This window comes from Pedobacter sp. AC163 (assembly GCF_979258665.1).
On sequence record NZ_OZ409872.1, the window covers coordinates 4,543,001 to 4,562,134 of the forward strand.

A 19,134-nucleotide genomic window follows, 5' to 3' on the forward strand; every position below is an offset into this window, starting at 1 on the left:
ATATGTCTCAACAGTACCTTCTTTTTAACGATGAATTTCATGCGGTTGATGTTCCCATCCTGACAGCTTCTAACAGAAGTTTCAAATTTGGCGACGGGCTGTTTGAAAGCATGCGGATGATTGACAATAAATTGCAGTTTGCAGATTTTCATGCAGACCGTTTGGTTGGCGGAATGAAGGCACTGAAAATGGATGGACATGCTTTAATGGACGATTATTTTCTTCGCCAAAAAACGGCTGATCTTGTTAAAAAGAATAGATGGAATGGCAACGTTCGGTTCCGATTATCTGTTTATCGTCAGGGAGCTGGAGTTTACACACCCGAAATTAATAAGGCCGGATATGTGTTGGAAGGCATACCGCTGCAAAGCAATCGATACGAACTGAATAATAAAGGGTTAATTATTGATGTTTACGACGAAATTACGAAGCCAATAAATAAGCTGTCAAATTTCAAAACATCCAACGCATTGCCTTACGTGATGGCGGGAATTTTCAAGAGCCAAAACCGTTTGGATGAAGCCATGATTTTAAATCAAAATGGTTTTTTGTGCGAAAGCATTAGCGCAAATGTATTTATTGTTTATAACGATCAAATTTACACACCAGCTTTAACCGAAGGATGTATTAGCGGAGTAATGCGGAGCGCTGTGATGCAGTTGTGTAGAATGAATGATCTAACTCTGACTGAGGCTCAAATAAACCCTGAAATTTTGAAAGAAGCGGAAGAAGTTTTCATCACTAACGCAGCTCAAGGTATTCAATGGGTAATGGGCTACGGCAGGAAACGTTATTTTAATGAGGTTTCGAAGTTTTTAGTTGATAAGCTGAATAATCTTTAAAATTGAATTATTACTAACAAGAATTACAACCTCATTCCTCGGAGAAAATCTTCAATTAACATTCGTTTTTTACCTTCATATTGAATATCAATCAGTTTGATAAAGCCGTCTTTCGCAGCAAATTTCAGGTAAGTTTTTCCATCCGTTAAAAAGCCACCTGCTGCAATTCCTGGCTCTTTACTTTCCAGTTCCGCTTTAAACACTTTTAGGGTTTTATCATTTAAAAATGTGAATGCTGTTGGATAAGGGCTCAGGCCGCGAACGAGATTATAGACCTGTTGTGCAGGCTGATTCCAATCTATTTTGCAATCTTCTTTAAAAATTTTTGGTGCATGTTTCAATACCTCGCTCTGTGGTTGAGGCTGTTCCTGGTAATTATCCTCCTTAATCGCTTTAACCGTTTTAACCAATAGCTCTGCGCCAATCTGCATTAGTTTATCATGAAGTTCACCGGCAGTTTCATCATCAGCTATAGGGGTAGTGGCGCTTTGAATAATATCGCCTGTGTCAATTTCATGGGTTAAGAAAAAAGTGGTTACGCCGCTTTCCTTTTCCCCATTAATAATAGCGTGGTTAATTGGAGCAGCCCCCCGATATTGTGGCAGAAGCGATCCATGTAGATTTATAGTTCCCTTCTTTGGCATGTTCCAAACCACCTCGGGTAACATTCTAAAAGCTACAACCACTTGTAAATCTGCATCAAATGATTTTAGTTGGTCTAAAAACTCGGGGTTTTTTAATTTTTCGGGCTGTAAAACCGGAATTTCATGCTCAACAGCATATTTTTTTACTGCACTTTCATTTAGTTTTTGTCCGCGACCAGCTGGTTTGTCAGGAGCTGTTATAACTGCTACAATATCAAAATCGGCTTTAACCAAAGCATCCAACGAGGCCACTGCAAAATCGGGCGTACCCATAAAAACTATTTTCATACGAAAGTGTTGTGTTTCTAAATCAACGTAAATATTTACATTAAGTTTTTTGCAAAATAACTAAAAATAAATCATCCTTATAGGTTAAAATGGTACAAGGGAAAGATGTGGTTAAAGCTAGCGGATTGGTTTACGTAACCGATTCCATGCCTGGTATTTATCGTAAAGGTAAACCCGGTAAATTTCATTATGAAGACAAGGATGGCCAACAAATAAAGGATGAAAAACATCTCGACCGAATCAAATCTTTAGTTATTCCGCCAGCCTGGCAAAAAGTATGGATAGCCAACAAGCCAAATGCTTATCTGCAGGTTACGGGAATCGACGCTGCGGGGAGAAAACAGTATAAATACCATCCAAAGTGGACAAGCCGTCGCTCTGATGATAAATATTTTAGATTATATGAGTTCGGTAAAGCCTTACCCGAAGCAAGAAAAAAACTGGCTAAGGATTTAAAACGTAAAGAATTGGATGAGCGGAAAGTGCTTGCAATTTCTGTTGATGTTCTTCAAAAAACTTTAATTCGGGTTGGCAATGAAAGTTATAAGCAACTTTATGGCTCTTTCGGACTCACGACATTGAGAGACAAGCATGTTAAAATAAATGGGAGTAAAATTCATATCGATTTTATTGGTAAAAAAGGAGTCAAGCAAAATGTGGTACTCAACGACAGAAGCCTGGCTAAACTTGTAAAAAAATGCCGCGATATTCCTGGCCAGGATTTATTCCAATATTATACAAATGGTAAGGAGCATAGAGGGATCGACTCTGGAAAAATTAATAACTACATTAAAGAAATAACAGGTAATGATTTTACCGCAAAGGATTTTAGAACCTGGGGAGGAACGCTTGAAGCCTTACGTCAGTTTTCTAAATGTGCGGCAGACAAAGATTGGGAACTTAATACCAAGAAAACGGTAGTTAGTGTTTTAGATTGTGTGGCTAAAAAATTGGGTAATACCCGGGCAGTTTGTAAAAGTTCTTACGTATATCCAATTTTAATTACCGCTTACGAGAACAATGAACTTGAAAAGTATTTGAAGAAAATGAATAACCATAAAACCATCGGAAAAGTAGGTTTAGAGCATGATGAAAAAGTGCTTTTATCTTTTTTAAAAGCTACAGGCAGTAAGTAGATTGATTAACTTTGTTTAATAGTATGCGAATAAATTTACAAGACAAAGCTTCTTTATTTTCTATCATAACTGAAGAATCGGCGATGCCTATTGGTTTGTACGTAGGAGAACAACTCATCATCGAGATTGCCAATAAAGCGATTTTGAAAGCTTGGGGAAAAGATGAGTCTGTAATTGGAATGCCTTTAGATGTTGCTTTGCCAGAATTAAATGGTCAACCATTTATCCAGATATTAAAAAATGTTTTTGAAACCGGTATTGCCTACGAGGCAAAGGAAGATAAAGTTGAGTTGATTAATAATGGTATTCTTCAAACGTTTTACTTTGATTTTATTTACAAACCTTTAAAAGACGAAAATGGTAAAGTTTGGGCAATTTTAAATAATGCTACAGATGTTACAGAATTGGTAAACGCTAAGTTGAAGTGTAAAGAAAGTGAAGAGCTTTTTAGGCAAATGATTTACGATGCACCGGTTGCCATTGGGATACTTCGAGGTAATGATTTTGTAGTTGAAGATGCGAATGATGAGCTTCTTAAAATTTGGGGAAAAGACAAAAGTATCTTGGGGCAAAAAATAATCGATGCCTTACCTGAAATCAAAAATCAGCCTTTTCCTAAATTATTGCAGGATGTTTATCAAAACGGTGTAGCACATTATGGTTATGAAACTTTTGCAAAACTGGAATTTAATGGTGTACTAGAAGATTGCTATTTCAACTTTGTTTATGATCCCATTCGTGATAAAGACAAAAATATAACAGGGGTAATGGTGGTTGCTAATGACGTAAGCATCCAGGTAAAATCTCGTCTGGCTTTTGAAGAAAGTGAACGGCGCTTTAAAAATTTGGTGCTTGATACGCCCATGGCCACAGCTTATTATGAAACAGAAGATATTATCGTATCTATCGTGAATGATGAAATGCTCAAGTTTTGGGGCAAAGATAAAAGCATTATTGGTTTGCCATTCGAAGAGGCAATTCCAGAACTGAAAGGCCAACCCTTTATCAACTTATTGAAAGAGGTTTATCGTACAGGTGTACCTTACCATGCAGATCAGCAGATGGCATTTTTGCCTGTAGATGGGGAGATGAAGCCTCAATGGTTTAACTTTACCTATAAGCCTTTGCACAATGCGGAAGGGGAAGTTTATGCCATTTTGCACTGCGCTACTGATGTTACGAAACTGGTTCAGCTTCAAAAACAGAAAGATGAGTTTTTAGGCATTGCCAGTCACGAATTGAAGACGCCTGTAACCAGTATTAAGGCTTACACACAGGTGCTTGAAAAGATGATTCGCAAAGAAGGCGATGAAAAGAAAGCCAATATGGTTCATAAGATGGACATACAACTTAACAGGTTAACCGGATTAATTGGCGATTTGCTCGACGTTACTAAAATTCAATCAGGAAAGATGACATTTAATCCCGTTGATTTTGAGTTTGATGCGCTGGTGAATGAAATGGTCGATGAAATACAGCATACCACCTCACAACATCGGATCGAATTAGATGTGAATAGCAATGCTTCAGTTTATGCCGATAAGGAGCGAATAGGGCAGGTAATTGTTAATTTTCTTTCAAACGCAATTAAATATTCCAACGATGCCGAAAGTATTTTCGTAGCAAGTTATTTGGATGATGATGAAGTAATTTTGAGCGTTCGAGATTACGGAATTGGTATTTCCAGAGACTTACAACATTTGGTTTTTGATCAGTTTTACCGGGTAGGTGGAAATCTTCAGCATACTTATCCAGGCTTGGGGCTCGGGCTATACATCTCTTCAGAAATTGTCAAAAATGAAGGTGGCAGAATATGGGTTGAAAGTGAAGAAGGGGAAGGGTCGACATTCTATTTCGCTTTGAAAGTAAAGTAGTTGTCAAAATAAAAGCCAAGTTCAAAAACTTGGCTTTCATATAAATCTATTTAAATTATTCTTTGGGAGCCTTTTTGATTGGGTTTATCGGCTGTTCTTCATTTTCCCGCTGCTTAGCTGGATTTTCTGTTTTTGGCGGTTTATTTGGCAAGCTGTCATTCGGTTTTCTCACCGTTTTATGATCTTCCGGCTCCCTGCCTTTAGGTACTTCTTCCTGATAATTACTTCCTGGATTATTATTTTCTTTTTTTGGACCGCTCATAATGTAAATGATTGATTTTTGTGTTAGACTATGATGAATACCATTATCTCTTTTCAAAACAACGTTTTTAGCAGTATTGTTTCAATTATTGGTTCTGATCACTCACTCAATCATTCACTCATTCCATCTTCACTCATTGCCTCATTATTTATAAAGCAGATATTTTAATCTCATTTTTTTGTAGGCACTCAATCCCGGCTCCCAACTTGCTCTAATTTCCTGTTCGCTTTTCCCATCAATTACTTGTTGCCTAAAATCGCCAACGCCTACTAGTTTTTCAATCGTTCCCATTTCTTTACTCAACTTATTGTTAAAAAAATCTTCTTTCTTCGGCGAGGCATTATATAATTCAATCAACCAGGAAATATTAACCTGTTTTGTTTTGCGAAGTTCAGCAGTATCATATTTCCTTAAATCCAAACCGTAGCAAACCTGATCTTGAAACAATGGCGTTTCTGACATGCCTTTGATGCTTTTTGGTGTAAAACTGAAATCGAATTTCCCTTTCAGGTACGGTGCGCCCACAATGGTAAAAGGAAACATTGTACCACGACCGTGATTTAAATATGTTCCTTCGAATAAACAGGTAGATGGGTATAGCAATATAGATTGCGCAGTATTTAAATTTGGCGATGGTTTTACTGGCAACACGTATTCCATATCATGGTTATAGTTTGCATTTTTAATTACTGTGATTTTGCATTTTACCTTGTCTTTTAGCCACCCTTCGCCGTTAAGCATTTGCGCATATTCGCCAACAGTTAGTCCGTGTGCAATTGGAATAGGTTGAATACCGATACCAGATTTAAATTTAGGATCCAGTATTGGGCCATCAATTAAATAACCATTAGGATTTGGACGATCCAATATCAAGAGCTCTTTTTTATTGAGAGCACAAGCTTCCATAACATGTTGCAAAGTGTTAATGTAGGTGTAAAAACGCACACCAACATCCTGAATATCAAATATCATCACATCAATATCAGCCAAGTCTTCTGTAGTTGGGGTACTGTGCTTTCCGTAAAGTGAAACAGCTTTAATTCCGGTTTTGGCATCAATCGCATCATCTATTTTAACCCCCGCACTTGCATCGCCTCTAAAACCATGCTCCGGGCCAAATATTTTTTGAATTTTAACACCGAGTTTCAATAAGCTATCAACCGATGTTTGCGTACCGATAATTGATGTCGGATTAACAACCATCCCTACACGTTTTCCTTTTAAAAGCGGCAAGTATTTTTCGGTTTGTTCCGCTCCAGTTTTAATAGTTGTTTCTACAGGAATATTAGTTTTTCTAATAACTGTTTTTTTATTTGGAATGCCTTTTCCAACTTCTTGCTCTAAAGTTTTCGGTCCCTGCCCACAAGCAGAAAGGGCAATTAGTGAGGTTAGTGCAAAACTGATGTATTTCTTCATTTGGGATAAATTTTACGATTTGGTTTTGGATGTTAATCAACAAAACAATTTAGCTACTTATTTGATTATTGTTATTTGGATGTTGTTTAAAGTTGACCAATATATTCCAAATATATACCATTTTTAAAAAGGATTTAAGCATTTTTGCTGTTACAAAATAATCAAATTGAATTTCGAATACTTTATAGCCGGCCGTATCGCTATTAAATCTGAGCGACCATTTTCCAAACTCATCGTTCGCATAGCCATTGCAGGTGTAATGCTTAGCCTTGCCGTAATGATTCTGACTATCGCCATCATTAAAGGCTTTAAAACCGAAATTCAAGATAAAGTTCGGGGTTATCTGGGCGATGTGCAAATAACTCGTTATGATTTAAATAACTCTTTTGAACATTCTCCATTTGTGCTGGATAGCGAAACCAGAAAGAAGCTAACCAATAATCCGGATGTAGAATATTTCTATCCTTTTGCTACCAAGCCAGCTATTTTATCGGCCAATGATGAAATTGAAGGCATTAATTTTAAGGGTGTCGACAAAACCTACAACTGGGATTACATTAAACAGCACATTATAAGCGGAACTATTATCGATTTTACAGATAGCACTGCTGCCATGCAGGAATTGCTGGTTTCCAATTATACAGCCAATCGGTTGAAGCTTAAAACTGGAGACGATTTCATTATGTATTTTGTTCAAAACCAGTTGCGCCCACGTAAATTTAAAATTGTGGGGATTTATGATATTGGGGTGGAAGATATCGACAAAAGCTTTGTGCTTGGGAACTTAAATATCATTAAACGCTTAAACAACTGGAAGCCAGATCAAATTGGTGGGATAGAAATCCGGATAAAAAGCTTCAAAGCTATTAATAAAGTTTCGGCAGATATTTTTGAAAGTTTACCCCAAAATCTGCGTTCGTTTTCCATTATCGAAAACTTTCCAAATATATTTACCTGGTTGGGTTTACTAGATGTAAACACAAGGGTTTTATTAATTTTAATGCTTATTGTTGGGGTAATTAATATGGTTACTGCATTGTTAATTATGATTTTAGAGCGTACAAATATGATTGGAATGCTTAAATCATTCGGGGCGAGCAACTGGAGCATTATGAAAATTTTCTTGTACAATGCTGCCTATCTCGTAGGGATTGGCTTACTGCTTGGAAATATTTTAGGCCTCGGCTTAGGGTTCTTTCAACAGGCAACACATATTTTTAAACTGAACCAATCATCGTATTTTTTGGCTTATGCACCAATAGAATTTCATTTTTTAGATGTATTAGGTTTAAACGTTTTAACCGTTCTGGTTTGTTTAATCGTATTAATTATTCCCTCTCTGCTCATCAGCAAAGTTTCGCCATTAAAAGCAATTAGGTTCAAATAAATTAAAAGAGGTTTTTAAAGCTAGATATGCTGCTTAGGTTTATTCCTCACCTGAGGAAAAAGCTTTGAACGTGTAGATGTTATAGCATGGCACAAAAATAAATAGGCTTTTCCCCATCCAGGGAAAAGACCTATCGTTTTTAACTAACCTATTCCAAACCTGGAATAGAACTAAGAATTAAGATTTTATAAGATGTAATATGAGCCAACCTGAGCTAATTCAGTTTGTGGCTTATCTTCCAGTATTTTGTTGTCATCAATCATTTGGCAAAGATCACGCTCAATTGTTCTACAAATAGTAGTGGTGGGTGTATCGGTTGGTTTGTTTTCGAACGGATCTTGCAGGTGAACAGCCATTTTCTCTACCAAAAGGAAAAAGGCAGCAATAGCAACAACCAATGGAACTTCCATGTAACCGAAATATTCAATCAAGCCAAACGGCAATAAAACAATGAATAAATGAATCGACATGTTGATATATTTACTATAAGTTACCGGAAAAACGGTGTTCTTAATCCGTTCACAGCCTCCCATATGGTTACACAAAGCGGTAAGCGTTTTGTCGATTTCAATTTGTTGATATTTGTTAATCCAGCCTTCATTCAAAGCTTTCTTCAAATCCATCGCATGTAATTCCAACAGGGTGGCAGTAACATTTTTACGTCTTTTAATGAACTCCATTTCATCAGCAGATAAATATTGTTCTAGGCCTTTGCGTGGATTAAATCCTCTTAAAGCTTGACTTAGTGCATAAGTCCAGGCAATTTGCCTTTTGATGAATTTTTCTTTGAAACGTTCAATCTCATCAGAACCATATGGGTTTTCTACAAAAGAAAGGATCTGTCTGGAAAGTGATCTGGAATCGTTAACAATGGCACCCCATAAAATCCTAGCTTCCCACCATCTATCGTAAGCTTGGTTCGATCTGAACGCTAGCAACAGAGAAATAATGGTACCCAGCAAAGCTGGCACTGTAATGGGAATTGAGATTCGGGTAACATGAAAGTTTTGATAAAGAATGACGATTCCAACTGAATAAGCAATTACAAAAAGCAATTCTTTTTTAATCTTTCCAAATATATAGGTGAGGGGAATATTATTTCGTAACAGCATGGTCTTAAGTTTATTTCGTTAATAATTAGGCGTTTGCCGCTTTTAATTCGTTTTCATGAATTTTAGTTTCGATTAAATTTTCTTGATTATGAAGCGTCATGATATTTAATTCCAACACTTCGCGGCCACAACGGGCGGTTAGAACTTTTGGATCGATACTATACTTGTTGATTTGCTTAAAGTTATAATCTTTAGGATAGGCAATAAAGTCTACCTCAAAAGCTTCGATGAAATTTTTGAAAGCAGCAACTGTGCTACCATAGAAATACTCTATACCAATGGTATCTATTTGATTAGTAAACTTCGCCTTGTAATTATTCAAAGTCTGGTAAAACTCGTCGCTAATGTTTTCGTAATCTCTGCTTCTTCGGCTTAACATTAACATATCAGTAATAGAGTCTGATAACTTAAATGCGTGGACAAAAATTATATTGAAGGTTTCGTTGGGTTGAGTCTGCGTTAAACCATCAATGATTTTTGTACTCTCTAAATTGAAATCTGTTGGTACTAATACTGTTTTCATGGCTTTATCTTGTTAAATGAATAAATATTTATACAAGTTTACAGCCATAAGATTACAGCGAAATAAGAATAAGATTAGAACGGGATTAGAATTAATAAAACCCAGAGATGCAGGTTGTAGAAATGTTCAATTATCTAGTAATTGTAGGCAAAATTAGAAATTTTATGGAATTTAAGAAAGAGATTTAACCAATAGCTTAGTAAATACTGGTAAGCGGTAGTAAAACTTTAATTTCTGTACCTATTCCTTCCTGCGATTTAATAGCAATGCTGCCGCGATGTAATCTAATGATGTTCAATGATAGAGGTAGCCCTATTCCGTAGCCTTTAAAGTCATTTGTGTTTGAAGCCCTGTAAAATGGTTCAAAAATATGTTGAATATCTGTTTGTGGAATTCCAATACCTTGGTCGGTAACTGCGATTGAAAGCGAATTAGCACTTGTTTCGATGGCAACGTTTACCAATTTATCATTCGAATATTTACATGCATTGCTTACAATATTGGTAAGGGCAAGTTTAATCAGGTTTTTATTGATTTTCAAACTCAATAATTCATCGTCATCGGGGAGTTTAGAAAAGTCTATTTCTATTTTACTTTCTGGATGAACCTGATTTACTGAAGCTTTAATTTCCCAAAGCAACTCATCCATCCTAACCAGTTCCCAGGGTTGGTTTTTTCCATTAAAGCCAGATTGTGCCAGACCTAACAAACTGGTTAAAATATGTTCCAATCTTTCGGCCTCACCTTTAATTTTTTCTAAAGCTAACTGCTGCTTCTGTGGATCGGTATTGGCCCGCATGGCCAGTTCTACCTCTCCACTAATTACTGTTAATGGTGTTCGAAGTTCGTGGGAAGCATTACTGATAAAATTGTTCTGCGTTTCAAAAGCAGTTTCTAACCGGTTTAGCATGTTGTTAAATGTTTGCGCCAATTGCGACATCTCATCGCTGCCACTTTTTACTTCTAACCGCATATGCAGGTTTTCTGCTTTTATCTTTTTAACACTTTTAATGATGTTCCGCAAAGGCATCAACATATAATTGGAAAATTTCCATCCAACCACAAAGGAGAGTAGAACAGAGAGGAAAAAACCAATAAGAAGGATCCGCTGAAGATCTTTCAATTCCCTAAAACCCACCGGATCATTTGCAGAAACAATAACCAGATAATCTTTATTGTTTATTTTGAAGGCTTTGCCTGCATAAAAGTGATTTTCTGACCGATAACGCGACATAGAGCCCGCATTTATTTTCTTATAAAAGCTTTGTGGCAAAACACTGTCAATTCGATGTTTACTGATGTCTTTAGCTTCAAAAATAAATGCCTTTTCCGATGGTAAACGTTCCAGATACCGGTTACGCATTTTGGCGTAGGCAGGGTTATTGGCATCTTCATAAAGCTTAATTTGCGCAGAAATATTTACCCTGGCTTCTAAGCGTTTATAAAAATCTTCAAAAGCAAATTCATTAGAAAAATACCAAACAAATCCACTTAATAATGAAATAATTACTGCTGAAAGTATGGCAAATAATAGGGTGATCTTTTTGGCAATGTTCATTTGTTAACCTTTTAAAACATAGCCTAAACCTACCGCTGTATGAATCAGTTTTTGATCAGCATGTTTATCTATTTTTTTACGGAGGTAGTTTACATATACATCAACCACGTTGGTGCCCAAATTAAAATCAATATCCCAAACGCTTTCCAAAATATCTATTCGAGATAAAATTTTAGACTTATTTTTCGCCATAAACTCCAGTAAACGGTATTCTGTAGCCGTTAATATAATTTCTTGATTATTGCGCTTAACCGTTTTTGCAGTCAGATTAATCTGCAGATCTACGATGTTAATAATCTGATCTAGATTGGCAGCACCATTATATCTACGAAGCAGCATTCGAATACGGGCAAAAAGCTCAGCAAATTTAAATGGCTTTATTAGGTAATCATCAGCACCGTTATCTAAACCATTAACCACATTTTCTGTAGTGCCTAAAGCGGTGAGCATAATAACAGGAACGTTTGGCGTTTCTGATTTGATGATTTTGCAAAGTTCCAATCCATTTATACCTGGAAGCATGATGTCAAGTATAATTAAATCGAATTGATTGTCTGCCGCGAGCTGCTTTCCGATCAATCCGTCAGGCGCAACACTCACTGTAAAACCTTCATCACTTAAACCTCTTGAAATTACAGAAACCACGTTTGGCTCGTCTTCTACTAATAATATATTCATTCGTTGGTTAATAATCTAAAATTAGGAAATAAGAAAATCTACTGATCGTAAATTATAAGATTATTGATTTTTAACGCAATAACGGCATAAATGTTTGTTTGTCAAAAAATAACCAAAAAACAAAGCCTCTTAATTATGAAAACTAAGAGGCTTGCAAGACTTAAATCCGATTAATTCCCTTTCTCTGATTTTTCTTTCAGGCTTGCCAATCCGCTTTCAAAATCTTTACCGATCATTTTATCCATTCCACCCATTACTAAACACATCCATTTGCTAATGATGTTGTTTTCTCCGCTCATCGTCCAGGTTACCTTGTTAGCAGTTCCTTCTGGCATAATATCAAATTCTGTATCAGCCAAGCTTTCAAATGGCTCAATAAACATTAAATCGATGTTGATGTTTTTGTTGGGATTTACGGAAGTGATTTTCATATAACCAGCTCCGGTTTCTTTCCCTTTCCAGTTATATTGATGACCTGGATTGCCTGGCGTTCCTGTAAATGATACCTCAGCGCTCGGCTCCATTTTTGCCCATGGATTCCATTTGTAGAATTCCTTAAAATCAGCAATGTTTTTATAAATAATGCTATCTGGTGCATTAATTACTGTCGACCTGGAAACTGAGTAATTTTTTGGCAGAAGTAAACCACCCACTAAAATAATGATTGCTAATAAGACAATGATGCCTAGCAGTACTTTTAAAAATTTCATGATTAATTTATTTGGTTATCTAAATTTAGTAAGAAACCATCAAAAATGAAACAATACTAAACGATATTGATGTTGGATTTTGGTGAATTTAATTTAAAGTGCATTAAATCTGCTATAGATTGGGCTTTTTGCTTAATTACTGTAGCGTTTTCTCCGTCGAATAATTCATCAACGGTATTAAAAAAGATGTTTTTCCAGGTGTCAAATTCTTCGTTTTTTAAAGATGCTTTTTTGTTAATATCGAAATGGGTGAGCATGGGATTTCCCTTGTATATTGCTTTTCCGAATAAGATGCTTTCCCAAAAGTCGTACATTTTAGGGAGGTGATGGGCCCAATCTACTTGCATTACCTGGGTAAATATCGGACCAATGCGCTCATTTTGCTGAACTTTTTGATAAAATGAATCCACCAATAAGACAATATCATTTCGATCAATAATATCTTTTTTCACTGGGATTATTTGTAAGTCTAAGTGTCGATTTTTCGTAATTGATAACCGCTTTATATTGCATCAAAATATCACCACCAATAATTCCGATAATTGGTGGATGGCCGAATTGCTGATAGGTATCAGTAACAGACTGCAGATCAAAAGCAACAGTTTCGTAGTTTTTAATCTTCAGCCTTCCTATCTTAACTTCGGGAATAGTAGCCTGAATAGTACTTGTTGTGGTAAATAATGTTGCGGCATTTATTTCTTCTGAAACCTGCAAAGTTTCAGCCAGATGTTGCTCAATTAGTTTTTTATCGAACACACTTCTTGATGCACCGGTATCTAAAACGGCAAAATGCTTTTCCTTAAAAACAACAACTTCCACCAAAAGGTGGAAGCCATCGTCTTGTAAGTTTATTAATTTTAATGGGATGGAAATTGAACTCATTTAAACTAGTTTCATCTCCGCTAAAACGCTGTTCATATTTCTAACTGCATCAGCACTTTTATTAAATGCCGCTTGTTCGTCATCAGTTAATTTAAAATCGATGATCTTCTCCCAGCCACTGCGACCAATAATTACAGGCACGCCCAGGCATATATCTTCTTGTCCGTATTCTCCTTCCAGAGAAACACAGCAGGTAAATAATTTTTTTTCATCGCGAAGAATAGCTTCTACTAGAGCGGCTCCCGCTGCACCCGGTGCATACCAGGCAGAAGTTCCGATTAGTCCGGTTAAAGTTGCGCCGCCAACCATCGTATCAGCAGCTACTTTATCAAGCGTATCTTTATCTAACAAATTGCTTACCGGTAAACTTTGATAGGTAGCTAAACGAGTGAGCGGAATCATAGTGGTATCGCCATGGCCGCCAATAACAAAACCCTGTAAATCATTTGGATTGCAATCTAGTGCCTGCGATAAATAGAATTTAAAGCGAGAACTATCAAGCGTTCCACCCATACCGATAATTCGGTTTTTTGGTAATCCTAAAGATTTTAAAGCCAAATAGGTCATGGTATCCATCGGGTTACTAATCACAATAATGATCGCTTCTGGAGAGAACTTTAAAATATTTTCTGCAACACCTTTAACAATTCCAGCATTGATGCCAATAAGCTCTTCACGGGTCATGCCGGGTTTACGCGGTAAGCCTGAAGTAATTACAACAACATCAGATCCTGCTGTTTTACTATAATCGTTGGTTACACCAGTAATTTTTGTGTCGAAGCCCAAAAGCGTAGTAGTTTGCATCATATCAATGGCTTTACCTTCGGCAAAACCTTCTTTAATATCTAACAAAACAAGTTCATTCGCTAATTCTTTTCTGGCAATATTATCTGCACAAGTAGCGCCAACTGCGCCCGCACCTACAACCGTTACTTTCATATATTTAATTTTAAGGTTTGCTGTTAATTATCTATCGAAGATAAAAACAAATACGAGCTTATGAAACGCTTTTATCAACTTTATGTTTGCTGCTGTAATTTCGTCAGCCTTGAGAAACTGATCTCATTTAAACTCATTTAGGTGAGCATTGACAGACGGTATTTGTATCCATTAGATATAAAAGTTTTGGATTTCAAATTTATATATCACCTATAGCCGAGATTATAAATTTCGGTGGACAGAGCGCATCAACACTTTATTCTTTTGTTGATAAAATTTGACAAATCCGCTGGCCAAATTGTCTATTTTTGATGAACCGTTTATATTCTACAACGGCTAATTCTTTACAAATAATATGTACTTAATTTTTGATACTGAAACCACGGGTTTGCCACGTAATTACAATGCTCCAATTACCGATACGGATAATTGGCCGCGTTGTATTCAAATTGCCTGGCAATTGCATGATGAGATGGGGAGGATGGTTGAGCATCAGGATTATTTGGTTCGTCCAGAGGGGTTTAATATCCCTTACGATGCGGAGCGAATCCATGGCATTTCTACTGAACTTGCAGCCGAGCAGGGCATTTCATTAGCTGAGGTTTTAGAAAAATTTAATGCTGTTTTATCAAAAGCGAAATTCATTGTAGGTCAAAATGTAGGCTTTGATGTAAACATTATGGGATGTGAGTTTCACCGTTTTGGGGTTGAAAACCGCATGGCAGAAATGCCTGTTTTAGATACCTGTACGGAAGTAACTGCAGAGCTTTTAAAACTTCCGGGAGGTAGAGGCGGTAGATTTAAATTGCCCACATTAACGGAATTACACTCATATCTATTTGGCGTTCCGTTTAATGAAGCCCATAACGCCACTGCCGATGTTGAAGCCACAACGCGTTGTTTTCTGGAGTTAATTAAAAAAGAGGTTTTCAAAAAAGAAGAACTTTTAGTTGATGCAGAATATTTTCCGCGTTTTCGGGAATATAATGCTGGTTCCATTCCAGACTTCGGAATCCCGCATGTTAACCTAAAGGCCGCTTCTGATGAGATTCGTAAACGCCTTCAAAAGGCTGAAGGTGGAGGGGTTTCTAAGCAAGAGCTTGCAGAAAATAAACAAGAGCTTGCTGCGGCAACTTTTGTGCATTTACATAATCACACGCAATTTTCGGTATTACAAAGTACAATCAGTATTCCTGCTCTTATAAAAGCAGCTGCAGCACAAAAAATGCCTGCTGTAGCCATGACGGATCATGCCAATATGATGGGTGCTTTTCACTTTGTAAATGCAGTTTTAAACCACAATAAAGCAGCTGAAGCTAAGAATGCAGAAGCCATTGAAGCTGGAGAACGGCCAACTGAAGTGGTAATGACACCAATTATTGGGGTAGAGTTTTTTGTTTGCGATGATCACTTAAATAGAACGGTGAAGGATAATGGTTACCAAATGGTGCTGTTAGCGAAGAACAAAAAAGGCTATCACAATTTAGCCAAAATGTCTTCTATTGCTTATACAAAAGGGTTTTATTACGTTCCACGTATTGATAGAAATGTAATTGAGCAGTATAAAGATGATATTATTGTGTTATCTGGAAACCTTTCGGGAGAGATTTCGAATAAGCTTTTAAATATGGGTGAAAACCAGGCTGAAGAAGCTTTGGTTTGGTGGAAAGAAAAATTCGGCGAAGATTTCTATGTAGAAGTGATGCGCCACAATCAGGAAGATGAAGACCGCGTTAATGCTTCGCTTGTTGCGCTGGCCCGCAAGCATGAAGTGAAGCTGATTGCGACCAATAACACCTATTACATCAATAAAAAGGATGCGAATGCGCATGATATTCTCCTTTGTGTAAAAGATGGTGAAAAGCAAGCCACGCCAATTGGTCGCGGCCGCGGTTACCGATATGGTTTGCCGAACCAGGAATACTACTTTAAATCGGGTGAGGAAATGAAAGCGCTTTTTGCTGATTTGCCCGAAGCCATTTTAAATATACAAGAGGTTGTAGATAAGATAGAAACCTACAAGCTTGCTCGTGAAGTACTCTTGCCGAAATTTGATATCCCTGAAGAATTTTTGGTTGCTGAAGATGAAAATGATGGAGGAAAACGTGGAGAAAATAAATTTTTACGACATTTAACCTACGAGGGAGCAAAAAAACGATATGGCGTATTAACACCAGAGGTTACCGAACGATTAGATTTTGAGCTGGCTACCATCGAGAAAACGGGCTACCCGGGTTACTTTTTGATTGTGCAGGATTTTATTGCTGAAGCCCGTCGCAGAGATGTGTCTGTTGGTCCGGGCCGTGGTTCAGCTGCAGGCTCTGTAGTAGCTTATTGCCTTTGGATTACCAACATCGACCCAATAAAGTACGATCTCCTTTTTGAGCGTTTCTTAAATCCGGATCGTGTTTCCATGCCCGATATCGATATTGACTTTGACGATGAGGGTCGTGGTAGAGTAATGGAATACGTAATTAATAAATACGGCTCCAGTCAGGTTGCCCAAATTATTACCTACGGTACCATGGCAGCGAAATCTTCCATCCGTGATACTGCCAGGGTTTTAGATTTGCCTTTATTCGAGGCAGATAAAATAGCGAAGCTGATTCCAAATATGAAGCTCGCAAAAATCTTCAACCTGGATGAGAAAGCACTGAAAGATGCGCTTCGCCCGGATGAATACGAGCGTGTTCAGGAGTTAAAAGCGATGGGGCTTTTAAAAGACCTAAGTGCAGAAACTATTCAGCAAGCACAAGTTTTAGAGGGTTCATTAAGAAATACAGGTATCCATGCCTGCGGGGTAATTATTACGCCAAGCGATATCACCAACTTCGTTCCGGTGGCTACCGCAAAGGATTCTGATTTATATGTTACGCAATTTGATAACTCCGTTGTAGAAAGTGCTGGTCTCTTAAAAATGGACTTTTTGGGTTTAAAAACCCTTACGTTAATAAAAGATACCGTTAAACTGGTAAAGAAAAGGCATGGCATTAATCTCGATCCGGATACGTTCCCAATTGATGATGTAATGACTTATGAGCTTTTCCAGCGTGGTGAAACGATTGGGATTTTCCAGTATGAGAGTCCGGGTATGCAAAAGTATATGAAGGAACTGAAGCCTACGGTTTTTGACGATTTAATTGCCATGAATGCGCTTTATCGCCCAGGACCGATGGAATATATTCCAAGTTTTGTTAGGCGGAAAAATGGCGAAGAAGAAATACAATATGATTTAGATGCTTGCGAAGAATACCTGAAGGAAACTTATGGTATCACTGTTTATCAGGAGCAGGTGATGCTTTTATCCCAAAAATTAGCAGGTTTTACCAAAGGTGAGGCCGACGTTTTGCGGAAGGCGATGGGTAAAAAGCAGAAAGACGTTTTGGATAAAATGAAGCCTAAATTTGTAAAACAGGCGGCAGAAAAAGGTCATGATGCTACAACGCTCGAAAAAATCTGGAAAGATTGGGAAGCATTTGCCTCTTACGCGTTTAACAAATCGCACTCTACTTGTTACGCTTGGATTGCTTACCAAACGGCGTATTTGAAGGCGCATTACCCGGCAGAATATATGGCTGCGGTACTTTCCAATAATATGAGCGATATTAAACAGGTAGCTTTCTTTATGGAAGAATGTAGACAGATGGGCGTGACGGTTTTAGGCCCTGATGTTAACGAATCTGATTTAAAGTTCTCTGTAAATGTTAGGGGCGAGGTGCGTTTCGGTATGTCGGCGGTTAAAGGAGTAGGCGAGAAAGCAGTAGAAAGTATTATCGAAGAGCGATTGGGAAATGGTCCTTATGCTTCTGTTTACGATTTCGCAAAGCGATCTAATACCCGTATTGTAAATAAAAAGGCATATGAAAGTTTCGTTTATAGCGGTGCTTTTGATGCGTTTGGCGGCCATCGGGCACAGTATTTTTATATAGGTCCGAACGATAAAATGAATGGGATCGAAAAAATCATCAAGTTTGCTAACGACTTTCAAAATAATGAAAGTACTTCGCAAGGGTCATTATTTGGTGGTTCAAAGGCCGATTTAATATTAGAACCCACTTTACCGGTTTCTCCTGAATGGGCTTTGATGGATCGATTGAAGTATGAAAAAGATGCAATTGGGATTTTCCTTTCAGGCCATCCACTGGATAATTATAAATTGGAACTCGATAAGTTTTGTACCCATGGCGTAAGGCAACTTAGCATCATCAATAAAGTAAGGATGGGCGATACCAATGAAGAAGTATTAGCTGAATTTGCTAAACTTCAAAACCGTGAACTTTGTGTGGGTGGTTTGGTCGTAGCGGCATCTCAAAGAATTACGAAGACTGGTAAGCCTTTCGGGACATTTGTATTTGAAGATTATGAGGATGCTTGCGAAATGGCGCTATTCGGAGAAGATTTTCTGAAATTCAAATCTTTTTTAACCGAAGGTTACTTTTTACAAATCAGAGGTAGAGTGGGTGAACGCTTTGGTAAAGCAGGTGATTGGGAGTTTAAAATAACGGCCATAAATTTAATGTCTGAATTGAGGGATAAGCTGGCTAAGAGTTTAACCATCCAAGTGCCGATTGAACGTGTGAATGAAGAGTTGATGCGGGAAATTGAACTTATTTTAGCGGACAATAAGGCAAATTCAGAGCAGCAAAACTGCCAACTTAACTTCGCTGTTTTCGATACTGAGAAGCAAATTATGTTGGATCTGCCTTCGAAGAATTTGAAAATCAATCCTAACAATAAGTTCTTAGAACAATTGGTCGGGCTCAATGTTGTAAACTATAAGTTAAATTAAGTTTCTGGCGTTTAAGAGTAAAAATCTAGATTAGAAAGATTGCTTACTTACTCTTAATAAGTGTTAAATGAAACAAACCACAACAATGTCAAAT

16 protein-coding genes are annotated in these 19,134 nt (G+C 37.4%); 5 read left to right on the plus strand and 11 right to left on the minus strand.

Going from position 1 to position 19,134, the window contains the following annotated elements; genetic code table 11:
- The first annotated feature begins 2 nt into the window (after nt 1-2).
- The gene (locus ACZZZK_RS19490) at nt 3-842 is read left to right on the plus strand and encodes an aminotransferase class IV (protein ID WP_463485577.1); all 840 of its coding nucleotides are present in this window, start codon (nt 3-5) and stop codon (nt 840-842) included.
- A 23-nt stretch (nt 843-865) separates the two neighbouring features.
- Here the strand turns inward: ACZZZK_RS19490 and fmt are convergent, their stop codons facing one another.
- Nucleotides 866-1,774 (minus strand): methionyl-tRNA formyltransferase, encoded by a 909-nt coding sequence (fmt, locus tag ACZZZK_RS19495; protein ID WP_463485578.1) that lies wholly within the window; start codon nt 1,772-1,774, stop codon nt 866-868.
- Between the two features lie 89 nt (nt 1,775-1,863).
- Between fmt and ACZZZK_RS19500 the strand changes: the two genes are divergently transcribed.
- Together ACZZZK_RS19500 and ACZZZK_RS19505 are read left to right on the plus strand one after the other, a co-directional pair.
- The gene (locus ACZZZK_RS19500) at nt 1,864-2,910 is read left to right on the plus strand and encodes a DNA topoisomerase IB (RefSeq protein ID WP_463485579.1); all 1,047 of its coding nucleotides are present in this window, start codon (nt 1,864-1,866) and stop codon (nt 2,908-2,910) included.
- A gap of 23 nt (nt 2,911-2,933) precedes the next feature.
- Entirely contained in the window at nt 2,934-4,784 is a 1,851-nt protein-coding gene (locus tag ACZZZK_RS19505; protein WP_463485580.1) for an ATP-binding protein, read from the plus strand.
- 55 nt (nt 4,785-4,839) lie between these two features.
- Here ACZZZK_RS19505 and ACZZZK_RS19510 read toward each other — a convergent pair whose 3' ends face one another.
- Nucleotides 4,840-5,103 carry a hypothetical protein gene (locus ACZZZK_RS19510; RefSeq protein WP_463485581.1) on the minus strand — a complete coding sequence of 88 codons (264 nt, stop codon included), beginning with the start codon at nt 5,101-5,103 and terminating at the stop codon, nt 4,840-4,842.
- Between the two features lie 87 nt (nt 5,104-5,190).
- Nucleotides 5,191-6,462 (minus strand): exo-beta-N-acetylmuramidase NamZ family protein, encoded by a 1,272-nt coding sequence (locus ACZZZK_RS19515; RefSeq protein WP_463485582.1) that lies wholly within the window; start codon nt 6,460-6,462, stop codon nt 5,191-5,193.
- Between the two features lie 166 nt (nt 6,463-6,628).
- Between ACZZZK_RS19515 and ACZZZK_RS19520 the strand changes: the two genes are divergently transcribed.
- The gene (locus ACZZZK_RS19520) at nt 6,629-7,849 is read left to right on the plus strand and encodes an ABC transporter permease (RefSeq protein WP_463485583.1); all 1,221 of its coding nucleotides are present in this window, start codon (nt 6,629-6,631) and stop codon (nt 7,847-7,849) included.
- Nucleotides 7,850-8,034: 185 nt separating this feature from the next.
- Here the strand turns inward: ACZZZK_RS19520 and ACZZZK_RS19525 are convergent, their stop codons facing one another.
- From ACZZZK_RS19525 to mdh, 8 genes are all read right to left on the minus strand, one after another.
- Complete coding sequence (locus ACZZZK_RS19525; RefSeq protein ID WP_056851398.1) at nt 8,035-8,961, minus strand: bestrophin family protein; 927 nt, start codon at nt 8,959-8,961, stop codon at nt 8,035-8,037.
- 25 nt (nt 8,962-8,986) lie between these two features.
- Nucleotides 8,987-9,484, minus strand: coding sequence for a hypothetical protein (locus ACZZZK_RS19530; protein WP_463485584.1), 498 nt, complete (start codon nt 9,482-9,484; stop codon nt 8,987-8,989).
- Nucleotides 9,485-9,680: 196 nt separating this feature from the next.
- Nucleotides 9,681-11,042, minus strand: coding sequence for a sensor histidine kinase (locus tag ACZZZK_RS19535; protein ID WP_463485585.1), 1,362 nt, complete (start codon nt 11,040-11,042; stop codon nt 9,681-9,683).
- Nucleotides 11,043-11,045: 3 nt separating this feature from the next.
- The gene (locus ACZZZK_RS19540; RefSeq protein ID WP_463485586.1) at nt 11,046-11,720 is read right to left on the minus strand and encodes a response regulator transcription factor; all 675 of its coding nucleotides are present in this window, start codon (nt 11,718-11,720) and stop codon (nt 11,046-11,048) included.
- 170 nt (nt 11,721-11,890) lie between these two features.
- Nucleotides 11,891-12,430, minus strand: a complete 540-nt coding sequence (locus ACZZZK_RS19545; RefSeq protein ID WP_463485587.1) for an SRPBCC family protein — start codon at nt 12,428-12,430, stop codon at nt 11,891-11,893.
- Between the two features lie 56 nt (nt 12,431-12,486).
- Nucleotides 12,487-12,882 carry a group III truncated hemoglobin gene (locus ACZZZK_RS19550; protein ID WP_463485588.1) on the minus strand — a complete coding sequence of 132 codons (396 nt, stop codon included), beginning with the start codon at nt 12,880-12,882 and terminating at the stop codon, nt 12,487-12,489.
- Nucleotides 12,863-13,312 (minus strand): retropepsin-like aspartic protease, encoded by a 450-nt coding sequence (locus tag ACZZZK_RS19555; protein ID WP_463485589.1) that lies wholly within the window; start codon nt 13,310-13,312, stop codon nt 12,863-12,865. Before ACZZZK_RS19555 ends, ACZZZK_RS19550 begins: the two co-directional genes overlap by 20 nt.
- Nucleotides 13,313-14,251, minus strand: coding sequence for a malate dehydrogenase (gene mdh, locus ACZZZK_RS19560; RefSeq protein ID WP_463485590.1), 939 nt, complete (start codon nt 14,249-14,251; stop codon nt 13,313-13,315). It lies immediately after the preceding gene.
- A gap of 355 nt (nt 14,252-14,606) precedes the next feature.
- Between mdh and dnaE the strand changes: the two genes are divergently transcribed.
- On the plus strand, nt 14,607-19,040 hold the full coding sequence (gene dnaE, locus ACZZZK_RS19565; RefSeq protein ID WP_463485591.1) for a DNA polymerase III subunit alpha: 4,434 nt from the start codon (nt 14,607-14,609) through the stop codon (nt 19,038-19,040).
- The last annotated feature ends 94 nt before the right edge of the window (nt 19,041-19,134 follow it).

Bases quoted from the DNA above. Each gene is read 5' to 3' on its own strand.
- ACZZZK_RS19490 (WP_463485577.1), top strand. From the start codon at position 3: ATGTCTCAACAGTACCTTCTTTTTAACGATGAATTTCATGCGGTTGAT.
- fmt (WP_463485578.1), bottom strand. From the start codon at position 1,774: ATGAAAATAGTTTTTATGGGTACGCCCGATTTTGCAGTGGCCTCGTTG.
- ACZZZK_RS19500 (WP_463485579.1), top strand. From the start codon at position 1,864: ATGGTACAAGGGAAAGATGTGGTTAAAGCTAGCGGATTGGTTTACGTA.
- ACZZZK_RS19505 (WP_463485580.1), top strand. From the start codon at position 2,934: ATGCGAATAAATTTACAAGACAAAGCTTCTTTATTTTCTATCATAACT.
- ACZZZK_RS19515 (WP_463485582.1), bottom strand. From the start codon at position 6,462: ATGAAGAAATACATCAGTTTTGCACTAACCTCACTAATTGCCCTTTCT.
- ACZZZK_RS19525 (WP_056851398.1), bottom strand. From the start codon at position 8,961: ATGCTGTTACGAAATAATATTCCCCTCACCTATATATTTGGAAAGATT.
- ACZZZK_RS19530 (WP_463485584.1), bottom strand. From the start codon at position 9,484: ATGAAAACAGTATTAGTACCAACAGATTTCAATTTAGAGAGTACAAAA.
- ACZZZK_RS19535 (WP_463485585.1), bottom strand. From the start codon at position 11,042: ATGAACATTGCCAAAAAGATCACCCTATTATTTGCCATACTTTCAGCA.
- ACZZZK_RS19540 (WP_463485586.1), bottom strand. From the start codon at position 11,720: ATGAATATATTATTAGTAGAAGACGAGCCAAACGTGGTTTCTGTAATT.
- ACZZZK_RS19545 (WP_463485587.1), bottom strand. From the start codon at position 12,430: ATGAAATTTTTAAAAGTACTGCTAGGCATCATTGTCTTATTAGCAATC.
- ACZZZK_RS19555 (WP_463485589.1), bottom strand. From the start codon at position 13,312: ATGAGTTCAATTTCCATCCCATTAAAATTAATAAACTTACAAGACGAT.
- mdh (WP_463485590.1), bottom strand. From the start codon at position 14,251: ATGAAAGTAACGGTTGTAGGTGCGGGCGCAGTTGGCGCTACTTGTGCA.
- dnaE (WP_463485591.1), top strand. From the start codon at position 14,607: ATGTACTTAATTTTTGATACTGAAACCACGGGTTTGCCACGTAATTAC.